The organism is Cobetia sp. PDI-23MA, assembly GCF_059507735.1.
Genome location: NZ_CM183352.1, coordinates 2852651 through 2871500 on the forward strand (window position 1 = coordinate 2852651; position 18850 = coordinate 2871500).

The window sequence follows — 18850 nt, forward strand, 5'->3', positions numbered from 1 at the left end:
AGTCCACAATGCTAGCGCCCCGGAGAACCGGGGCGGGGATATCAATCATACCGGGGTAGGTCGCCAGAAGCGCGCGACCTCCCCCGCCATTTGGGGTGCCGAAGCGCTTACGCGCCTGCGGCGTCTGCGTCTGTCTCGCCTGCCGTGTCATCACTGCCGACCAGTTCGACCACTTCGAGGCCAAACCCGGACAGGGCAGAGAATTTCCACGGCGAGCTGAGCAGACGCATCCGGCCGACACCGAGATCCCGAAGGATCTGGGCACCGGTACCGGTGGTCAGATAGTTGCCCGCACCATCGGATTCGTTGGTGCGCGGGGTACGACGTCGGCCGAGGAAGACATCGAGACGATCCTTGTAATCCAGCGTGTCGCTGCCGGTGTCCAGCAGTACCAGCACGCCGGCATCGGCGGCGGCGACTTCAGCGAGTGCATCATTGAGCGCCCAGCTGCTGCTGCCCGGCTGACGCAGGGTCAACAGGTCGCGCATCGGGTCCTGCACGTGCACGCGCACGGTAGTCAGAGACTCGGCATTCGGCGTGCCCTTGACCAGCGCCAGGTGGTGACGGCCCTGGATGCGATCGCTGAAGCAATGCAACGTCAGCTCGCCGAAGGCGGTCTCGACCTGCTCGCTATCCAGCACTTCCACGGTCTGCTCATTGTGGATGCGATATTCGATCAGATCCGCAATGGTGCCGACCTTGAGGTCGTGCTCGGCGGCGAAGCGCTCGAGCTCTTCACGACGCGCCATGCTGCCGTCATCATTCATGATTTCACAGATCACGCCGGTCGCGCCAAAGCCCGCCATGGACGCCAGATCACAGGCCGCCTCGGTATGGCCGGCACGACGCAGCACACCACCCGGCTCCGCCATCAGCGGGAAGATGTGTCCCGGCTGGACGATGTCCTGCGGGCGCGCATTGCGCGCGGCAGCAGCCTGCACGGTCCGGGCGCGGTCAGCCGCCGAGATACCGGTGGTGACGCCTTCGGTGGCCTCGATGGAGAGCGTGAACTTGGTGCCGAAGCCGGAACCGTTGGCCTGAACCATCAGTGGCAGCTGGAGCTGTTCGCAATGCTCACGCGACATCGGCATGCAGATCAAGCCACGCGCGTGGCGTGCCATGAAGTTGATGTGCTCGGCTGTCACGGCTTCCGCGGCGATGATGATGTCGCCTTCATTCTCACGATCCTCGTCATCCATGAGGATGACCATCTTGCCTTGCCGGATATCCTCGACGAGTGCTGCGATGCCTGATAGCGCCATGCTTGCTCCACTTTACGGGCTGCGCCGGCCCATGCCGGACCCACGCGTAGTATCAAAAAGTCGGGCGTCAGGGTACCCCGCCACCCCGTTTTGCGCCAGCACCCAGCGACGCCGCTGTCGCCAGACGGCGGCAAGTGCTTGCGTGACAACAAGAAATCAGTCGTCGCTCTCCTGTGGGCCTGGCGATGCTACTGGCACCGCGGTGATGCGCCAATCACGCCCCACCGCCCGGATATCGCGAATCTCGACCCGGCGCTGCTGCGCCATGTGATCCAGCCCCGGCAGTGCCAGCAGCGGACGAGCCTCACCACCCAGCAGCGTGGGCGCCATGAACAGCTGCATCTCATCGACCAGGCCTGCCTGGATCATGGCCCCGGCCAGCACCGCGCCGGTTTCCAGCAGCACCTCGTTGGCCTGCTCGTGCTCGGCCAGATAGCGCAGCAGGGCCTCGAGGTCCACGCGGCCATCTTCGCCGGCCGGCAGCGCCAGCACCTCGGCACCGGCCGCCTCCAACAAGGTACGTCGCTCAGCCAGCGCCGCTGTCTCATCCGCGACACACACCAGCAGCGTACGACCGGATTGCGCCAGTATGCGCGCCGCCAGCGGCAGACGCAGGTGGCTGTCCACCACCACGCGCAACGGCTGACGCGCCACCAGCGCTTCGAGTCCCAGCGGGTGGTCGTCGAGACCGAGCTGGTCGGCGCGTACATTGAGGCGCGAATCATCGAAGATGACCGACTCGATGCCGCTCATCACCACGCTGGAGCGGGCGCGCAGACGCTGCACGGCGCTGCGCGCTTCAGGGCCGGTGATCCATTGGGACTCCCCGGAAGCCATCGCCGTGCGACCGTCCAGACTCATGGCCTGCTTGAGGCGCACGAAGGGCCGACCGCGTTCCATGCGTGACAGGAAGCCGGGATTGAGCGCTCGCGCCTCCTGCTCCAACACCCCGACCGTCACCGCGATGCCCGCACCCTGCAACAGCGCGATGCCGCGCCCGGCAACCTGCGGATTCGGATCACGCATCGCGATCACCACCCGCGAAACGCCCGCCGCGATCAGCGCCAGCGAGCAAGGGCCGGTCCGCCCGGTGTGAGAGCAAGGCTCCAGCGTCACATAGGCCACGCAGCCCAGCGCGCGCTCGCCCGCCTCTGCCAGCGCATTGACCTCGGCATGCCCTTCCCCGGCACGTACATGAAAGCCGCTCGCGATCACCTCGTCGGTCTCGGCCTCTACCAGCACACAGCCGACACGCGGATTGGGCTGCGTCGTGTAGCTGCCCAGCCGCGCCAGGCGCAGGGCGTGGGCCATGTGGCGCGCATCACGCGCCGAGGGAGCACTGCGTCCGCGAGAGTGACTGTCGCGAGAGTGGCTGTCACGGGGAGCATGAGAAGCATTAGGAGAAAGAGACATGCGATACCTTGGCGTGAAACGAGAGAAGGTAAGGCGTAGCCCAGGCGGTGACCAATACTTCGAGACCTGAGCTACGCAGCGTGACGCGACAGAGCCAGCAGACACAGGCCTCGAGGTCATCTGCAAGGATGACCTCGAGGCATCAGGGCCGCGAATCTTCCTCGCCAGGCAGGAAGCTGGGCTCCTGGGCGAGGCGGTCGATCTCGGCGCGGAACTCATCAAGGTCCTGGAAGCGACGATAGACCGAAGCGAAGCGGATATAGGCGACCTGATCCAGCCGCTTGAGCTGCTGCATGACTTCATCCCCGATGCGCCGCGCCTCGATCTCACGTTCGCCGGTGGCACGCAGACGCTGGCGAATGCGCTCCACCGCGGCCTCGATCAGTTCGGAGGACACCGGGCGTTTTTCCAGCGCACGCAGCATGCCGGCACGCAGCTTGTGCTCATCGAAGCTCTCACGCGAGCCGTCACCCTTGACCACGCGCGGCATGACCAGCTCCGCCGTTTCGTAGGTCGTGAAACGCTCACCACAGGCCGCACACTGGCGTCGACGCCGCACCTGGTCACCCTCGACCACCAGCCGGGAATCCGTGACCTTGGTTTCATGAGTTCCGCAGAAGGGACAGTGCATGTTGGAGAGCCTGCTTGGGTGCGAGGTGGCTGCGACCCCGCGCGAAGCACAGCGAGGAAGTGGCGCAGCGCAGCCGAATGACAGCGAATGGCGGGTATTGTAACCGTTAAGGCCCCGCCACGGGAGCCTATGTCAGCCCCGACCTATCTGAACTGGCCTTGGGGAGAGACCAAGGGGCGACAGGAGTTTCCTTCATTGTCGCCCTGGGGGGCGGACACCACGGCGAAAGCGTCAATCAACCTGCTCGGCAGGCTTGAAATCCCCGCGGGATAACCGAAAGATGACATCAGGGTGCAGCGCCTCACGAGGACGCTTGCCCGAGCTGTGGAATCCTTTCACGACTGGCGGCAGATGATCTCTGCCGCGAGACTGATCACGATGACGCAAGGAGCTGCGACATGGGAATCATTGCATGGATCATATTCGGTCTCATTGCCGGCATCATCGCCAAGGTGATCGTGCCCGGCAAGGACCCGGGTGGCATCATCGTCACCAGCATCATCGGCATCCTGGGGGCCGTGGTCGGTGGCTGGGTCGGTACCCTGATGGGCTTCGGGGAAGTGACGGGATTCAATCTGGCCAGCTTTGTCATCGCCGTGCTCGGCGCCGTCATCCTGCTGATCCTGTATCGCGTGCTGCGCAAGTAAAGCGTGTCTTGAAGCGCATTGGCGTCAGCCGGCCTCAGGCCACATGACGCCCGACAGGACGGCCAGCCGGCTCATGCAGGCTGGCCGTCCTGCCTTGCAGGCTTGACGAATCTGGCCCGAGGCGTGCATGACTCAGGGGTAAAGGCACCAGGCCGTCACCCACGAGCGTCGCTGAGCGATGCACGATTCAGGAATGTCACTCGGCTGCCGCCAGCCGACTTCATCTGATATGTGATTTCCAGTCTTGCCACCGGCCCCCGCAGGATTGCGCCGGCGGGCTTAACGAAGATCACCCGCGACACGCTCTGCCCATTGAGACTCACGCGCAGAGCCAGACCGCTTCTGCTGCCACGAGGATTGCCCATGCCCGATACGTCATCTTCCGATCACTCGACTTCCACTGCCTCCGACCCTGCGCCGAGCGAGGGCAATGCCAGGCCACGCACCAGAGTCTCTCTCGCCAAGCGCCTCTCGCAGGCTGATTTCCAGGCCCACGCCACACGTCTGCTCGCCGAGATCTACCCGCAGCGTCATGAAGAAGTCCTCAGACGCCTGGAGACGGTGCTGGATTTCCATCGCACGCGCCTCAATCCCCGCGTACCGGAAGGCGAGCCACTCTGGAGCGAGCGCGACCAGTGGCTGATCACCTACGGCGACAGCCTGCAGCAGGAAGGCGAGGCACCACTGGCGACCCTGCACGACTTCCTCGCCAGCCGACTGGACGACAGCCTGTCCGGTGTCCACGTGCTGCCCTTCTTTCCGTGGAGCAGCGATGACGGCTTCAGCGTCATCCACTATCGCGAGGTCAATCCGGCCCTCGGCGACTGGCAGGACATCCGGCGCCTGAGTGAGCAGCGCGACCTGATGGCAGACCTGGTCATCAATCACTGCTCGCGCGAGTCACTGTGGTTCGCCGACTATCTGGCCGGTGTGCAGCCCGGTCGCGACTACTTCATCGAGATGGACCCCGACACCGATGTCTCCGAGGTGGTGCGCCCGCGCCCGTCTGCCCTGCTCACGCCGGTGCATACCCGTCGTGGCCTGCGCCATCTTTGGGCAACCTTCTCGGATGACCAGATCGACCTGAACTTCGCCAATCCCGATGTGCTGCTCGAATTCATCGGCATCCTGCTTTATTACCTCGAGCAGGGCGCGGGCATCATCCGCCTCGATGCAGTGGCCTTCCTGTGGAAACGTCAGGGCACCACCTGCATTCACCTGCCGGAGACACATGCCGTGGTGCGCCTGCTGCGCGCCATCGTCGACCATCTGGCGCCGGGCAGCCTGTTGATCACCGAGACCAACGTGCCCCATGCCGAGAACATGTCCTACTTCGGGCTCGACCGTCTGTCACAGCACGACCTCGCCACCATCGAGGGCAGCGCCCAGGCCGATGAAGCACACCTGATCTATCAGTTCACGCTGCCGCCGCTGACGCTGCACACCCTGACCTCCGGCGATGCCAGCGCCCTGACCCAGTGGGCCGCCAGCCTGCCGTCGTTGCCCTCCGGCTGCAGCTACTTCAACTTCACCGCCAGCCACGACGGCATCGGCGTTCGCGCCCTTGAGGGCCTGCTGCCCGACCACGAGCGCGACACCCTGGTGCGACTGGTGCATGACTTCGGCGGCTACGTCAGCATGCGCGCCAACCCGGGCCGCGCCGACACCCCCTATGAACTCAACATCAGCTACTTCGATGCGCTCAAGGGCACGCGGCGCGGCCAGGACCCGTGGCAGATAGAGCGTTTCATCGCCAGTCAGACCCTGATGCTGAGCCTGCAGGGCATCCCGGGGCTGTATATCCACTCGCTGACCGCGACCCCCAATCACCAGGAAGGCGTCGAACGCGATGGTCATCTGCGCGCCATCAACCGCCGCAAGTGGCAGCGTGATGAACTGGAAGCGCTGCTGGCAAGCCCCAACACCGCGACCCATGAGGTCTTCCACGCCCTCAAGCGCCGGATGGCACTGCGCCGCAACGAACCCTGCTTCCACCCGGATGCCGACCAGAATGTCTTCGATGTCGGCCCGGACTTCTTCGTCTTCGAGCGCGTCACCCATGAAGGGCGTCGCCTGCTGTTCGCCCTCAATGTCACCGATCAGCCGCGCGTGCTGCCGCTGCCGGCAAGCTGGCAAGGCGTCGCGCTGACCGACCACCTGTGCCACGACAAGGCCTACGACCCCACCATGGCTCGCCGTCCCTATCAAGCGGCCTGGCTGATGGAGCAAACCGTGCGCCCGCCGGCCATCGAGGTCGTCTGACGCCCGCGCTTCTTCCTTCTGCCCACGACAACGGGGCTGCCACTGGCAGCCCCGTTGTCGTGGGTCTTGCTGTTTCCCCCGCGAGCCTTGCTGTTTCCCGCCGCGAGCGTTACTGGTTGTCCAGCTCCACCGCTTCGTGCATGCGCTCGAGCAGGTCCGGCACGGCTGACTGCACCCGGTTCCAGCTCGGGATGAAGGGCTTGTCGCGCGGATTGTCGAGGAAGGCGCTGCCGGCATCCATGATGTTGGCGGCGAACAGCTCCACCGCCGCTTCCTCGCTATGGCGGTCGACCGTCAGACCATTCATGACGGCATCGTTGTAGTAGGTCTCGATCAGGTCCAGCGCGATACGGTAGTAGGTGGCCTTGATGGTGCGGAAGGTCTCGCCGTGGATCTCGACGCCCAGCGTGGCCAGCTTGCGATACATGGCCTTGGCGATATCCAGGCTCATGCGATTGAGCCCGCCCAATGCGTCCTCCTCGGACAGCGGCTGGTGCTTGTGATCGTAGGCATCGGCGATATCCACCTGACACAGACGCTTGGTGGAATAGTTGCGATGCACTTCCGAGAGCACGCCAATCTCCAGCCCCCAGTCACTGGGAATGCGGATGTCCGCCAGCACATCGGTGCGCATCGAGAACTCGCCGGACAGCGGATAACGATAGCTATCGAGATAATCCAGGTACGGCAGCGGGCCATAGACCTTCTTGAGCGCACGGATCAGCGGCGTGACCATCAGGCGCGCCACGCGGCCGTTCAGCTTGCCCTGGGCGATGCGCGAGTAGTAGCCCTTGCAGAACTCGTAGTTGAACTGCGGATGGGCCACCGGGTAGATCAGCCGCGCCAGCAGGCCGCGATCATAGGTGACGATATCGCAGTCGTGCAGCGCCACTGCCTCGGCGATGCCCGAGGCCTGCACGTAGCCTGAGCAGTACCAGACATTGCGCCCCTTGCCGGCCTCCATCGGCGCCAGGCCATGCTCGGTCAGCTCCTCATCCAGTGCCCGCAGGCGCGGACCGTCGTTCCACAGGATGCGGTGATGCTGCGGCAGATGTGAGAAGAACTCCTTGGCATGCTCGAACTGGTCACGGTCGGCGCGGTCCAGCCCGATCACGATCTCGCTGAGGTAGGGCACCTGGGCCAGCTCCTCGACGATAAACTTGAGGGCGGGGCCTTCCAGCTCGGAATACAGCGACGGCAGAATCAGGCTCATCGGCCGCTTGCGGGAGAAGCGCATCAGGTCCGCTTCGAGATCTTCCACCGGACGATCGGTCAGGTTATGGAAGTTGGTGATGATGCCATTCTGGTAAAAATCGCTCATGTCAGCTCCTTGTCATGCCGAAGACATGCATCAGGCAGGCGTCAGGCGCCCAGGCCTCTGGATGTCCATTCTTCCGGCTGGCCATTGGCCAGCCAGTGACGCAATCCCTCGACCCATCCCTGCGGTCCGGGGGAATTGGCGCGGAAACAGCGGCGCTCATCCGCCAATGTCGAGTAGTCGCCAAGCTCACGATCGCGCTGTGAGGTATCGCCGACGCCGGGGATCAGCACAGCGTTGTCGACGGCGGCCAGTAGCGGCAGGTCATTGGCGCCATCACCGAAGCCCAGCGTCCAGGGGCGCACCCGCTCGCAGAGCCGGTAGCGCGCGATCAGATAGCGCGCTGCCACGCCCTTGTCGCTGTCCCCGGTCACATGGTGGAAGCGCCCACCACGTGTCAGCTTGAGGCCATGACTGGCCAGACGCGCGCGAAAGCCCTCGAGACGCTCCGGCGCGTCGCGCCATACCAGCGGTTCACTGGCATCACGCTGTCCCGCCAAGGCCGCATCCGCCTCCCCCAATCCCGTCAGCTCGCTGATTCTCGCCACCGACATCGAAGCGAAACCCTCGAAGGCGAATTCCGCGCTCAGCTCCTCCAGTACCGCGAGAATCCTGTCGCGGGGCATCGCCACCGCGATACGACACAGGCCGTGTGCATCCGGGGCGCTGGCCGCTTCCAGCGGGTAGGCGCTCAGCCAATCGGCAGGCAGTGCCACCACGCCGCCGTTCTCGGCGATCCATGGCTGGCCCGCCAGGCCCAGCGAGTCCATCAGCGGCGCCAGTTCGGCCGCCGTCTTGGAGGTATTGGGGACGACCCAGGCACCGCGCGCGCGCAGGCGGGTCAGCCAGCTGCGCGCCGGGCCCGGCGAGTAATCATGGTGATCCAGCAGCGAGCCATCCAGATCGGTCAGCAACAACAGCGGTGCTTGAGTCTCTGACATGTGAACTCTCCTCGTGAAGTGCTGCAGCGTGTCGGGGGTCACCTCGGCAGGATCTCGTGGCACCGGACAGGCATTGCAAGAGCATTGCAGGGAATGTGCCAAGATGGTGCAGCCTCCATGTCAGCCTGCCCTCTCTCGCCATGACGATGTTTATGCACCCGCTCATTTGCACCATCAAAGAGCACAAAGCCTGCCTTGCATGATGTCACGCCTCATGGCGGCGCAAATTCAACGTCACCAACGACGACGCCCTCGCATCTGCGAGGGCGTCGAGTTCTGGGCAAGTGGGCAACGTCTGTTGAGACTAGACCAGCCACAGCGACAGTTGCGGCCACAGCAGCAACATCGCCAGCACGCACAGCTGGATGGCGATGAACGGCAGCAGCGAGACGAAGATATCCTTGAGGCTGATGCCTTCCGGTGCCACGCCTTTCAGATAGAAGGCGGCAGGCCCGAAGGGGGGCGACAGGAAGGACACCTGCATGTTGACCGCGAACAGCACGCCGAACCATACCGGGTCGTAGCCGAGCTGAACGATGATCGGCACGAAGATCGGCAGGGTCAGCATCGCGATGCCGATCCAGTCGAGGAACAGCCCCAACAGCAGCAGGATCGCCATCATCACCATGATGATCGCCAGCGGCGGGATATCCAGGCCGAGAATCATGCTCGACACGAAGCGGTTGCCGCCCATCAGGTTGTAGACCCCGACCAGCGCCGCCGCGCCGATGCCGATCCAGATGATCATGCCGCAGGTGTTCATGGTCTGGGACAGCGCACGCTGCATCAGGGTGATGGAGAACTCACCGCGCAGCATCACCGCCACCAGCACGCCGAAGCTGCCCATCGCCGCGGCTTCGGTCACCGAGGCCACGCCACCATAGATGGAGCCCAGCACCAGCCCCGCGATGACCGCCGGCACGCCGATGGCCTTGAGCAGCTCACTCTTGCTCTGGAAGCTGGCGCGGCGCTCCTCCTCGGGCATCACCGGCCCCAGCGAAGGGTTGCGCAGGCAGCGGATCAGCACGTAGATGATGTAGCTTGCCATCAGCACGATGGCCGGGGTGATCGCCGCGGTGAACAGGTCCGCGATCGACTGGTTGGCGATCAGGCCATAGATGATCAGCACGATGGAGGGCGGCATCATGGTGCCCAGCGAGCCGCCGGCACACACCACGCCGATGGCGATGTGCTTGTCATAGCCGAGCCTGAGCATCTGCGGCAGCGCCAGAATCCCCAGCAGCACGATCTCGCCGCCGATGATGCCGGACATCGCGGCGAGGAAGAACGCCACCACGATGGTCTGGATTGCCACGCCGCCGGGCAGGCGCCCTGCCATCACGCGCATGGCATTGAACAGGTCCCTGGCGATCCCCGAGCGATCCAGCAGCGAGGCCATCAGCACGAACATCGGCACCGCCACCAGCGAATACTCGGTGACGAAGCCATAGACACGACTGGTGACCAGCGGCAGCGCCATCGGACCAAACCAGCCAAAGGTGTAGGCCAGCGCGACCAGGCCGGTGACGAAGGCCAGCGGCAGGCCGGTGACCAGCAGCGCGAAGATGCCGCCAACCAGCAGCATCGTAGCCGTTGCGATATCCATCAGCGCGGCTCCTTGTGGTCAGCTGCGGCGCCGGGAGTGGCGTCGGAGACATCATGAGACCCACTGCCGCCCTCGGGCGGACGGGGCGAGAAGAAAGTCTGATAGAGATGCCACAGCGCCTGCAGGGTCATCACCGCCAGCGCGAACAGGATCACGCCCTTGGTCAGCGCCGGAAACGGCGGATTCCATGAGGTGCCGGAACGCTCCAGCTGCCACTCGCCCAGCGGACTGTGCGAGGCACGCCAGAACATCACCCAGCCCGCATAGCTCATCGCCAGACAGAAGACGAACGTCATCACGTCATTGAAGCAGTCCAGCACGTAGCGAAAGCGCGTGCCGACCAGGTCGTAGAGCACGCGCACGCGAATGTGGCGATTGTTGGCCAGTGCCGCCGGGCCGCCCAGCGCGAAGCTGGTCGCGACCAGGAAGATCACCGTCTCGTGCACCCAGGAGGTCGGTGAATCGAGGCCGTAGCGCATCACCACCTCGAACACGCTGATCGCCATCGCCAGCAATACCAGCCACGCCGCGGCGCGCGTGCCCTTGCCCACCAGGCGGTCCAGCGGCGTGCGCGTGCCCAGGTTCGGGTCGTGGTCATCCGACGCCTCGGGTAGCCCCGGCGACGCCACATCATGTTCTGCCATATCGAATTCCTTGCTGACTCGCTGCCCCAAGGAGAATCGGCGCGCCCAGTGAGCACGCCGACCTTGATCTCCCGCGTCTTCATCGTTCTACGATCGTGTCGCCAAAAGCATGGCTAGCTGCCTCTTGCCACGCAGCAGCTGGCGCCCATCCCGCGCGCCAGCGGGCTCACATCAGGTTGCGGTCGGTCAGGAAGCTGACCACGGACTCGTAGACCTTGCCGGTCAGCTCATTCTTCTCGGCCCACACCTTCCACTCCTGCTGCGCGATGCGACGGAACTTGGCGCGCTCCTCCGGCGCCATGTCGATCACCTCGATATCCGGATTGGCACGCGCCGCGCTCACCGCCTTGATGTCACGCGCCTTGAGGGTGAAGACCATGTCGTAGGCCATCGCGTCGGTAGCGGTCTCCATGATCGCCTTGAGATCCGCCGGCAGGCCGTCCCAGATGCCCTTGTTCATCGACACCGCCACCATCGGCAAGGAGTGGAAGCCGGGGTAGGACGGGTACTTGGCGAAGCTGTGCAGGCCCTGGTCATCATTGGTGGCGAAGACGGTGTAATCCGCCGCGTCGATCACGCCCTTCTCCAGGCCGGTGTAGACCTCGGAGCCCGGCAGGTTGACGGGGGCCGCGCCGGCCTTCTGGAAGATGTTGTAGACCATGCCTTCCGGCGCACGCACCTTGAGGCCCTTGAGGTCATCGACGGTGCGCACCGGCTTCTTGGAGACGAAGGACTCAAGCCCGGTAGCGCCCGCGCCGATCAGATGCACGCCGTAGGGCTCGACCAGCTCGTTGTAGAGCTCCTCACCGCCGCCGTGCTGCATGTACTCGAGATATTCCAGCGGGTCACCCCAGGCACCCACCAGGTTGCCCAGCATGCCGAAGGCCGGATTCTGGCCCGAGAAGTAGGACGGATCGGTCAGGTGGCCCTGCAGGATGCCGGCGCTGACGGCGTCAAGCGTCTGGTTGGCCTGCACCACGGCATTGACCGGCAGGATCTCGATGGCGATGCGGCCATCCGACATGGCCTTGATGCTGTCGGCCCAGGCCTTCTTGACCTCGAACTGCGGCTCCCCGGCCGTCTCGGAGGTCTGGAAGGTCCATTCGTACTCGGCGGCCCAGCTCGGTGTGGGGATCAGCGTGGCGGCCACGGCAGTGGACAGCGCCAGCGCCTTGAGCGTGACACGGGCGGGAGCGGCAGTGGTGCGCGGCGAGGTAGTAGTGAGCGACGAGATAGTGGAACGCGGCATGGTGAAACTCCTGGCTTGTTGTTATGACGTGTTATGACGTTCTGTGGTCAATCGAAGACGTGCAGGCACTTTCTGGCGTGGCGAAACGCCGCGAGGTGCCGTTCACTCGCTTGACAGCGGTGCAGACAGGCTGGGCAGCTGGCCGAAGCGACGCAGCAGCTCCAGCGGTTCCTGGGCGCGCCCGGCAGGATGGCTGCCTTCAGGGCCTGCAGGCATGGCCAGCCCGAGGTCCTGGCCGGTGCGGTCCAGCACATGCAGGCTCGCGGCGTGGGCGGCATCGGGCTGGCGCAGACGAATCGCTTCCATCACCGCGCGATGGCGGCCGAGGCTGTCACCCAGCTCCGAGGCATTGTGATTGGAGGTCGCCACCAGCAGGCTGATCGACGGCTTGAGCACATGGCCAAGCTGCGCCCAGATGACGTTGTGGGTCGCGGCGAAGATGGCGTCATGGAAGGCGATATCGGCGCGGTCGAACTCCTCCATGGCGCTGCCGCCATGCACCGCCGCGGCCATGCCGTCATAGGCCTGCTCGATGGCGGACAGGTCCTGGGCGGTGGCCTCGGTGGCCGCCAGGGCGGCGACGAAGGGTTCGATGGAGATGCGGAAGGCGTAGATGTCCCGCGCCAGCTGCGGATGTGGCATCGCGTAGCGTGTCATCCAGCCGGTCACGCGCGGATCGAGCAGATGCCACTCGCTGAGCGGATTGACGCGGGTGCCCTGGCCGGTGGTGCGGGTGAGAATCCCGGCATTGACCAGGCTCTGAATCGCGGTGCGCACGGTAGCGCGGCTCTGGGCGTGCTGATCGCACAGGTCCAGCTCACGAGGAATCAGGCTGCCCGGCGGGTAGCGATTCTCGAAGATGGCCTGCGCCAGCCATTCGGCGACATCGACACGCGCGGTCGAGGTGTCGCCGGGTGAGGCAGACGTTCCAGAAGAGGCATTGGCGCGCGGGCTGCCGCCAGCGGCACTCGTGGGAGGCGTGGTCATGATCGAACGTTCCTTGATGGCGTGGCGCGTCATTTGTAGCTCGCGCACATCCTTCACGGGATGCATCGCGGCGCGCTCTTGTCCGTCAAGGAATAGCTCATGTCAGACATGCCAACAAGACACCCTAGACCAAGGGCGAGACCCGACTTTGGTCACACCTTTACGCAACTCCCTGTTGCAAAAGGGCTATTCAGGTACTGGCAATTTCCCCCTGTGCTGGCGTCAGGCCGTGAATCGCACGCGACCGATCGACACTGTACGCTCGGCACCGCTGTCCGCGACCACCGTTCTCAGCGCTTCCTCACCTGCCGCGCCGAAACTTGCCGACAGCTCGATCTGGCTGACGCCCTGGGCGACCAGCTCACTGACCAACCGCTCGGCGGCTCTCAGCGTCCCCAGCGTGGCGACGGAAATGCGGACCTCGCCGCTGCCCTGACTGCTCAGTGAGGTATTGCCGCTATTCTCGACCAGGATCAGAAAGGCATGGTGCTGCATGACGGCCATGGAAGCCTCCTTGCACGAAGATGAGCAGAGTGTGTCCGGCATCGAGAATAGCGTAGCGCGTCCACTCCCGGGCACAGGCTGATCTTTCTGAGCGCCGGTTGACCACTCTCCCACCCCGCTGCGCACCACGCCACTCGGCCTCGGCTGGCCGTGGTGCGGGCACAAAAAAACGCCTGCCGCTTGCGCGACAGGCGTTTCTCGTCTGGTGCATGACAGCGCTACACCACTGTCAGCACTGCTGCGATGAGGGCCAGCCGAGCTGGCACCTCGTCACGCCTCAGGCGTAGACCGGCAGACGTGCACAGACGGCGGAGACCTTGGCCTGCACCTCGGCTTCGGCAGCGGCGGAATCGCCAGCGACCATCGCATCGAGGATGTCGCAGATCCAGCCGGCCAGTTCCAGACACTCCTGCTCCTGGAAGCCACGCGTGGTGACGGCCGGGGTACCGATACGCAGACCGGAAGTGACGAACGGCGACTGCGGGTCACCCGGTACGGCGTTCTTGTTGACGGTGATGTGGGCACGGCCCAGCGCCGCGTCAGCGTCCTTGCCGGTCAGGCCCTGCTTGACCAGCGACAGCAGGAACAGGTGATCTTCGGTGCCGCCGGAGACGACTTCGAAACCGCGCTCCAGGAACACGGAGGCCATCGCCTTGGCGTTCTTGACCACTTGCTTCTGGTAAGCGGTGAAGGCCGGGTCCATCGCTTCCTTGAAGCAGACTGCCTTGGCCGCGATGACGTGCATCAGCGGGCCGCCCTGGCCACCCGGGAAGACAGCGGAGTTCAGCTTCTTCTCGATGTCGGCATTGCCTTCGGCGGACAGGATCAGGCCGCCACGCGGACCGCGCAGGGTCTTGTGCGTGGTGGTGGTGACGACGTGGGCGTGGGGCAGCGGGCTCGGGTAGACGCCAGCGGCGACCAGACCGGCCACGTGGGCCATGTCGACCAGCAGGTAGGCACCCACTTCATCGGCGATCTTGCGGAACTCGGCCCAGTCGATGATCTGGGAGTAGGCGGAGAAGCCGGCGATGATCATCTTCGGCTTGTGCTCACGCGCCAGACGCGCGACTTCGGCGTAGTCGATCAGGCCGTTCTCGCCCAGACCGTACTGCACGGCGTTGTAGTGCTTGCCGGAGAAGTTCGGACGTGCACCGTGAGTCAGGTGACCCCCCGCGTCCAGGCTCATGCCCAGAATAGTGTCGCCCGGCGAGACCAGCGCCTGGAAGACGGCACTGTTGGCCTGGGAACCGGCGTGCGGCTGAACGTTGGCGTAGGTAGCACCGAACAGTTCGCAGGCACGATCGATGGCCAGCTGCTCGACCTTGTCGACGAACTCGCAACCACCGTAGTAACGCTTGCCCGGGTAGCCTTCCGCGTACTTGTTGGTCAGCTGGGAGCCTTGCGCCTGGATAACGCGGGGGCTGGCGTAGTTCTCGGAGGCGATCAGCTCGATGTGAGCTTCCTGGCGAACGACTTCGTCGTCCATGGCGCTCAGGAGCGCATCATCAAAACCGGCAATCTGCATGTCACGGGTGAACATCGGGTGTCCTCGCCTGAAGGGTGATGACGACAGCGAATTCCGGCGCGGCCGGCTCGCCATCTGGGGGTAAGATCAGGACCAGCATGATACCTCAGCCAGCGGTCCGATTCACATGAATCAGCATCATTGTTAACGCAAGACGGCCCCATGACAGAGACAATGATCATGAGGCCGCAGGTTGACGTCGTCAGGCATCATCATCCGGCGCTGCGATGACGAGGCCTGATGGCCCTTACTGCAGGGCGCGCAGCCCCGCCATCGGCGGCTGACGCCTCACGTCTCTCGACAGCCAGAAGCCCAGCCCGCCGATCAGCACACCCCCCGCCAGCGGCAGCAGCCCCCACAGCCACGGATGCAGCACCACCGGCAGCCCCAGCCAGCCGGAATAGAGACCGACCGCCGCCCCTTCGGCGAGCATCGCCGCCAGCAGACCACTGAGCAGACCGAGCAGCACGAACTCAGCGGCCTGCAGGCGTGCCAGCAAGCCCTGGCCTGCGCCGAACACCTTGTACAGCGCACCCTCGTGCTCACGTGCCGGACGACTGGCCACCAGCGCCGCGTAGAGCACGCTGGCCCCCGCCAGCAACACCAGCCCCAGAATCAGCTCCACCGCGCGCGATACTTGGGCGATCAGCTCCTGCACGCGGGTCAGGATGGCGTCGATATTGATCAACGACACGCTGGGATAGTCACGCACCAGTGGCGCCAGCTTGCGCTCATCCTCGAGATGAAACGCCGTCATGTAGCTGTGGGCGAAGCTCTCGAGCGCGCCGGGCGGGAAGATGACGTAGAAGTTGGGCAGGAAGCTGTCCCAGTCGACATGGCGCAGATTGACCACCTGCGCCTTGACGGTCTCGCTGCCGATGGTGAACGACAGGCTGTCACCGATGACCAGCCCCATGCGCTCGGCAAGCTCTTCCTCCATCGACACCGGCACGCCCTGCGCGGCGGCGAGGCGACTGCGCGTCTCGCTGTCTGCCTCGGCGAAGTCTCTGATCGGCACCCACTCGCCCGCCGACAGGCGGTTGTGGTCCGGCAGATCACGATGCCAGGTCAGGTTCAGCTCACGCTGCGGGACGCCCTGCTGCTCGCCGTCCCCCTCATCGCTGCGTCCTTCCTGCATGCCGCCTGCCGCCGGCTGATCCGACTGGGCCGACGTATTGCTGTCTGCAGCCTGGAGTCGCTGCTGGGTGCGTCCCAGCAGCGACTCGCCCTTGAGCGCCGTGATGCGACCACGCACCATCGGGTAGAGCTCGCTCTGGCTGTCGCCGGCCTGCTCATCCACCATCGTGGTCAGCTGCTCGCCGAAGGCCTGCTGCTCTCCGGGCTGGATATTGATCGCGAAGTGATTGGGCGCATCGGTCGGAATCTGCGCCTGCCAGCGGGTGATCAGATCACCGCGTACCAGCGCGATCAACGCCATCGCCGCGAAGGTCACGGCAAAGGCCACCAGCTGACCGAGGCTGGCACCGCGCCGCCTGGCCAGCATGCCGCCGGCGAGGCGAATCGGCCGGCTCCAGCCGCCCTGACCGCGCATGCGTGCCACCACCTTGAGCATCAGCGACAGCAGCAGCTGCCCCACCACCATCAAGAGCCCCAGCGCGATGATGCCACCGACCAGCAGGCCGGCCGCCAGCATGAGGTCACCCGAGTAGAGCCACATCAGGGCGCCGAACACCAGACTGGCGATCGCCACCACCACCCACGCCGAGGCAGGCAGCGGGGCCAGTTCGCGCCGCAGCACCTTGAGTGCGCTGACCTGACGCAGGCGCAGCAGCATCGGGCCGGCAAAGCCGACCAGCACCGCCAGCGCCGTCAGAATTCCCAATGCCAGCGGCAGCGGCCCCGGTGCGGGCAGCTCCAGCGGCAGGAAGCGCTCCAGCAGCGCCACCAGTCCCATCTGGCCCAACAGACCCAGCACCGCTCCCCCGGTACTCGCCAGCAGGGCCAACCAGCCGAGCTGGGCCGCGAACAACCGTGACAGTTGACGCTGAGAGGCGCCGAAGCAGCGCCACAGCGCGGCGCTGTCCAGGTGGCGCTCCACATAGCGACGCGTCGACATCGCCACCGCGACCCCGGCCAGCAGCACCGCCACCAGCCCGGCCAGACTCAGGTACTTGTCGGCACGCTCCAGAGAGCGCCCCAGACGTGGGCGGTCTTCACGCACGTCCTTGAGGCGTACCTCGGCGTTGTCGGCACTCGCCAGCAGCGGCGCGATGGCATCACGTGCCTGCTGCACCGCCGTCGGATCGCCCGCCGCCAGCAGGCGATATTCCATCCGCGAGCCGGGCTGGATCAGACCGGTGGCGTCGAGATCTTCCATGTTGAACATCAGGCGCGGGCTGAAGTCGGAAAAGCCGCCCTGCTGATCAGGCTCACGCGTGATCAGGCCACTGATGGTGAGCTGCTTGCGCCCGACCGTCAGGGTATCGCCGACCTCGGCCGACAGCGCCATGGCCAGACGCGGCACGATCCACGCCTCGCCCGGCGACGGGATCTCCGCGCGCGAGCTGGTACCTGGCGCCTGAGCCTCCTCGTCCGTGGCGTCCGACTCCAGCTCCACCCGGCCGGCAAGCGGATAGCCCGGCGACACCGCCTTGAGACTCGACAGCACGAAGCTGTCGCCGTGGGAGGCCATCGAGACCATGCCCAGCTGCGGCGACATCTCAAGCCCCGCCGCGCGGAAGGCCTTGGCGAAGCGCGGATCGAGCGGGTTGCTGGACTCCAGTACCAGGTCCCCGCCGAGCAGCTGACTCGCCTGGCGATTGAGTCCACGGTCGAGACGATCCAGGAAGAAGCCGATCATGGTGGTCGCGGCGACCGCCAGCATCAGTGCCAGAAAGAGGGCACGCACATCACTGGCGCGCAGGTCACGCAGCAGGCCACGCAGCGCCAGCGGCAGGCGCGCCCCACGCGGGCGCTGCGCATTGGCGGAAGATGTCGCCTCGCGGTCAGACACCCGGGACTCAGACATCGTCGCCTCCTTGTGGCGTCGCCACGGCCGGCGCACTCGCCTCATCCTGCCACTCCACCAGCTTGCCGGCCTCGAGGTTCAGGCAGCGATCACAGCGCCTGGCCAGCGTCAGGTCATGGGTGACCAGAATCAGCGTGGTGCCCCGCTCACGGTTGAGGGTGAACAGCAGCTCCGCGATGCGCTCGCCGGTGGCGGTATCCAGATTGCCGGTCGGCTCATCGGCGAACACCAGCCCCGGCCCCGCGACGAAAGCGCGCGCGATGGCCACGCGCTGCTGCTCGCCGCCGGACAGATGACGCGGCAGGTGATCGAGCCGCTCTCCCAGCCCGACCCGCGTCAGCCAGTCACGTGCTTGCGCCTCGATATCGCCCTGCGGGGCCAGCTCCAGCGGCATCAGCACGTTCTCCAGCGCCGTCAGCGTCGGCAACAGCTGGAAGTTCTGGAACACGAAGCCGACCTGCCCCGCGCGCAGTGCCGCACGGCCATCCTCGTCGAGCCCTGCAAGCGAGCTTCCGAACAGGCGGATATCGCCCTCGCTCGGGCTGTCCAGACCCGCCAGCAGACCCAGCAGCGTCGACTTGCCGGAGCCGCTGGCCCCGATGATGGCGACGCTTTCACCGGCCTGCACGGCAAGCTCCAGGTCTTCGAGGATGGTCAGGCGCCCTTCGCCACTGGTCACCCGCTGCGCCAGTCCGCTCACTTCCAGCACCGGTGCAGGCGTTGCGCTGGCCTGCGCGTCTGACGAGGTTTGATCCGACGCAGGGGTCACGTCGTTAATGGAGGCGTTATGTGACATCGTGTCTGCTCGCTTATGGTAGAGAACGGGGTGGGCACGAACTCCAGACCCCGAAACGGGTATGAATAGTGTGCAG

The 18850-nt window shown here is 65.2% G+C and carries 15 protein-coding genes; 2 read left to right on the top strand and 13 right to left on the bottom strand.

Annotated features, from left to right (window positions below; translation table 11 throughout):
• Positions 1-107: 107 nt before the first annotated feature.
• From ribBA to nrdR, 3 genes are all read right to left on the bottom strand, one after another.
• A complete protein-coding gene (ribBA, locus tag AC5WNJ_RS12110; RefSeq protein WP_176677626.1) occupies positions 108-1262 on the bottom strand; it encodes a bifunctional 3,4-dihydroxy-2-butanone-4-phosphate synthase/GTP cyclohydrolase II in 1155 nt (384 codons plus the stop codon).
• A 156-nt stretch (positions 1263-1418) separates the two neighbouring features.
• On the bottom strand, positions 1419-2573 hold the full coding sequence (gene ribD / locus AC5WNJ_RS12115; protein WP_253061205.1) for a bifunctional diaminohydroxyphosphoribosylaminopyrimidine deaminase/5-amino-6-(5-phosphoribosylamino)uracil reductase RibD: 1155 nt from the start codon (positions 2571-2573) through the stop codon (positions 1419-1421).
• A gap of 244 nt (positions 2574-2817) precedes the next feature.
• The gene (nrdR, locus tag AC5WNJ_RS12120) at positions 2818-3306 is read right to left on the bottom strand and encodes a transcriptional regulator NrdR (protein ID WP_176677628.1); all 489 of its coding nucleotides are present in this window, start codon (positions 3304-3306) and stop codon (positions 2818-2820) included.
• Between the two features lie 398 nt (positions 3307-3704).
• On the opposite strand from nrdR, the gene AC5WNJ_RS12125 reads away from it, so the two are divergent.
• Entirely contained in the window at positions 3705-3953 is a 249-nt protein-coding gene (locus tag AC5WNJ_RS12125) for a GlsB/YeaQ/YmgE family stress response membrane protein (protein WP_043331379.1), read from the top strand.
• 363 nt (positions 3954-4316) lie between these two features.
• Positions 4317-6215 carry a sugar phosphorylase gene (locus tag AC5WNJ_RS12130; protein ID WP_495929792.1) on the top strand — a complete coding sequence of 633 codons (1899 nt, stop codon included), beginning with the start codon at positions 4317-4319 and terminating at the stop codon, positions 6213-6215.
• Between the two features lie 109 nt (positions 6216-6324).
• Here the strand turns inward: AC5WNJ_RS12130 and AC5WNJ_RS12135 are convergent, their stop codons facing one another.
• From AC5WNJ_RS12135 to AC5WNJ_RS12180, 10 genes are all read right to left on the bottom strand, one after another.
• On the bottom strand, positions 6325-7536 hold the full coding sequence (locus AC5WNJ_RS12135; RefSeq protein ID WP_495929793.1) for a glycosyltransferase family protein: 1212 nt from the start codon (positions 7534-7536) through the stop codon (positions 6325-6327).
• A gap of 41 nt (positions 7537-7577) precedes the next feature.
• The gene (locus tag AC5WNJ_RS12140; RefSeq protein ID WP_495929794.1) at positions 7578-8474 is read right to left on the bottom strand and encodes an HAD-IIB family hydrolase; all 897 of its coding nucleotides are present in this window, start codon (positions 8472-8474) and stop codon (positions 7578-7580) included.
• Between the two features lie 304 nt (positions 8475-8778).
• Positions 8779-10080 (bottom strand): TRAP transporter large permease, encoded by a 1302-nt coding sequence (locus tag AC5WNJ_RS12145; RefSeq protein WP_495929795.1) that lies wholly within the window; start codon positions 10078-10080, stop codon positions 8779-8781.
• Entirely contained in the window at positions 10080-10724 is a 645-nt protein-coding gene (locus tag AC5WNJ_RS12150; RefSeq protein WP_495929796.1) for a TRAP transporter small permease subunit, read from the bottom strand. Before AC5WNJ_RS12150 ends, AC5WNJ_RS12145 begins: the two co-directional genes overlap by 1 nt.
• Positions 10725-10890: 166 nt before the next feature.
• Entirely contained in the window at positions 10891-11973 is a 1083-nt protein-coding gene (locus AC5WNJ_RS12155; RefSeq protein WP_495929797.1) for a TRAP transporter substrate-binding protein, read from the bottom strand.
• A gap of 102 nt (positions 11974-12075) precedes the next feature.
• On the bottom strand, positions 12076-12960 hold the full coding sequence (locus AC5WNJ_RS12160; RefSeq protein WP_176677634.1) for an FCD domain-containing protein: 885 nt from the start codon (positions 12958-12960) through the stop codon (positions 12076-12078).
• 222 nt (positions 12961-13182) lie between these two features.
• Complete coding sequence (locus AC5WNJ_RS12165; protein ID WP_107336213.1) at positions 13183-13464, bottom strand: hypothetical protein; 282 nt, start codon at positions 13462-13464, stop codon at positions 13183-13185.
• 277 nt (positions 13465-13741) lie between these two features.
• Positions 13742-15004 (bottom strand): serine hydroxymethyltransferase, encoded by a 1263-nt coding sequence (gene glyA, locus AC5WNJ_RS12170; protein ID WP_176677635.1) that lies wholly within the window; start codon positions 15002-15004, stop codon positions 13742-13744.
• A gap of 232 nt (positions 15005-15236) precedes the next feature.
• A complete protein-coding gene (locus tag AC5WNJ_RS12175; protein ID WP_495929798.1) occupies positions 15237-17978 on the bottom strand; it encodes an ABC transporter permease in 2742 nt (913 codons plus the stop codon).
• Entirely contained in the window at positions 17971-18774 is an 804-nt protein-coding gene (locus tag AC5WNJ_RS12180; protein WP_495929799.1) for an ABC transporter ATP-binding protein, read from the bottom strand. The genes AC5WNJ_RS12175 and AC5WNJ_RS12180 overlap by 8 nt, the downstream gene beginning before the upstream one ends.
• Between the last annotated feature and the right edge of the window lie 76 nt (positions 18775-18850).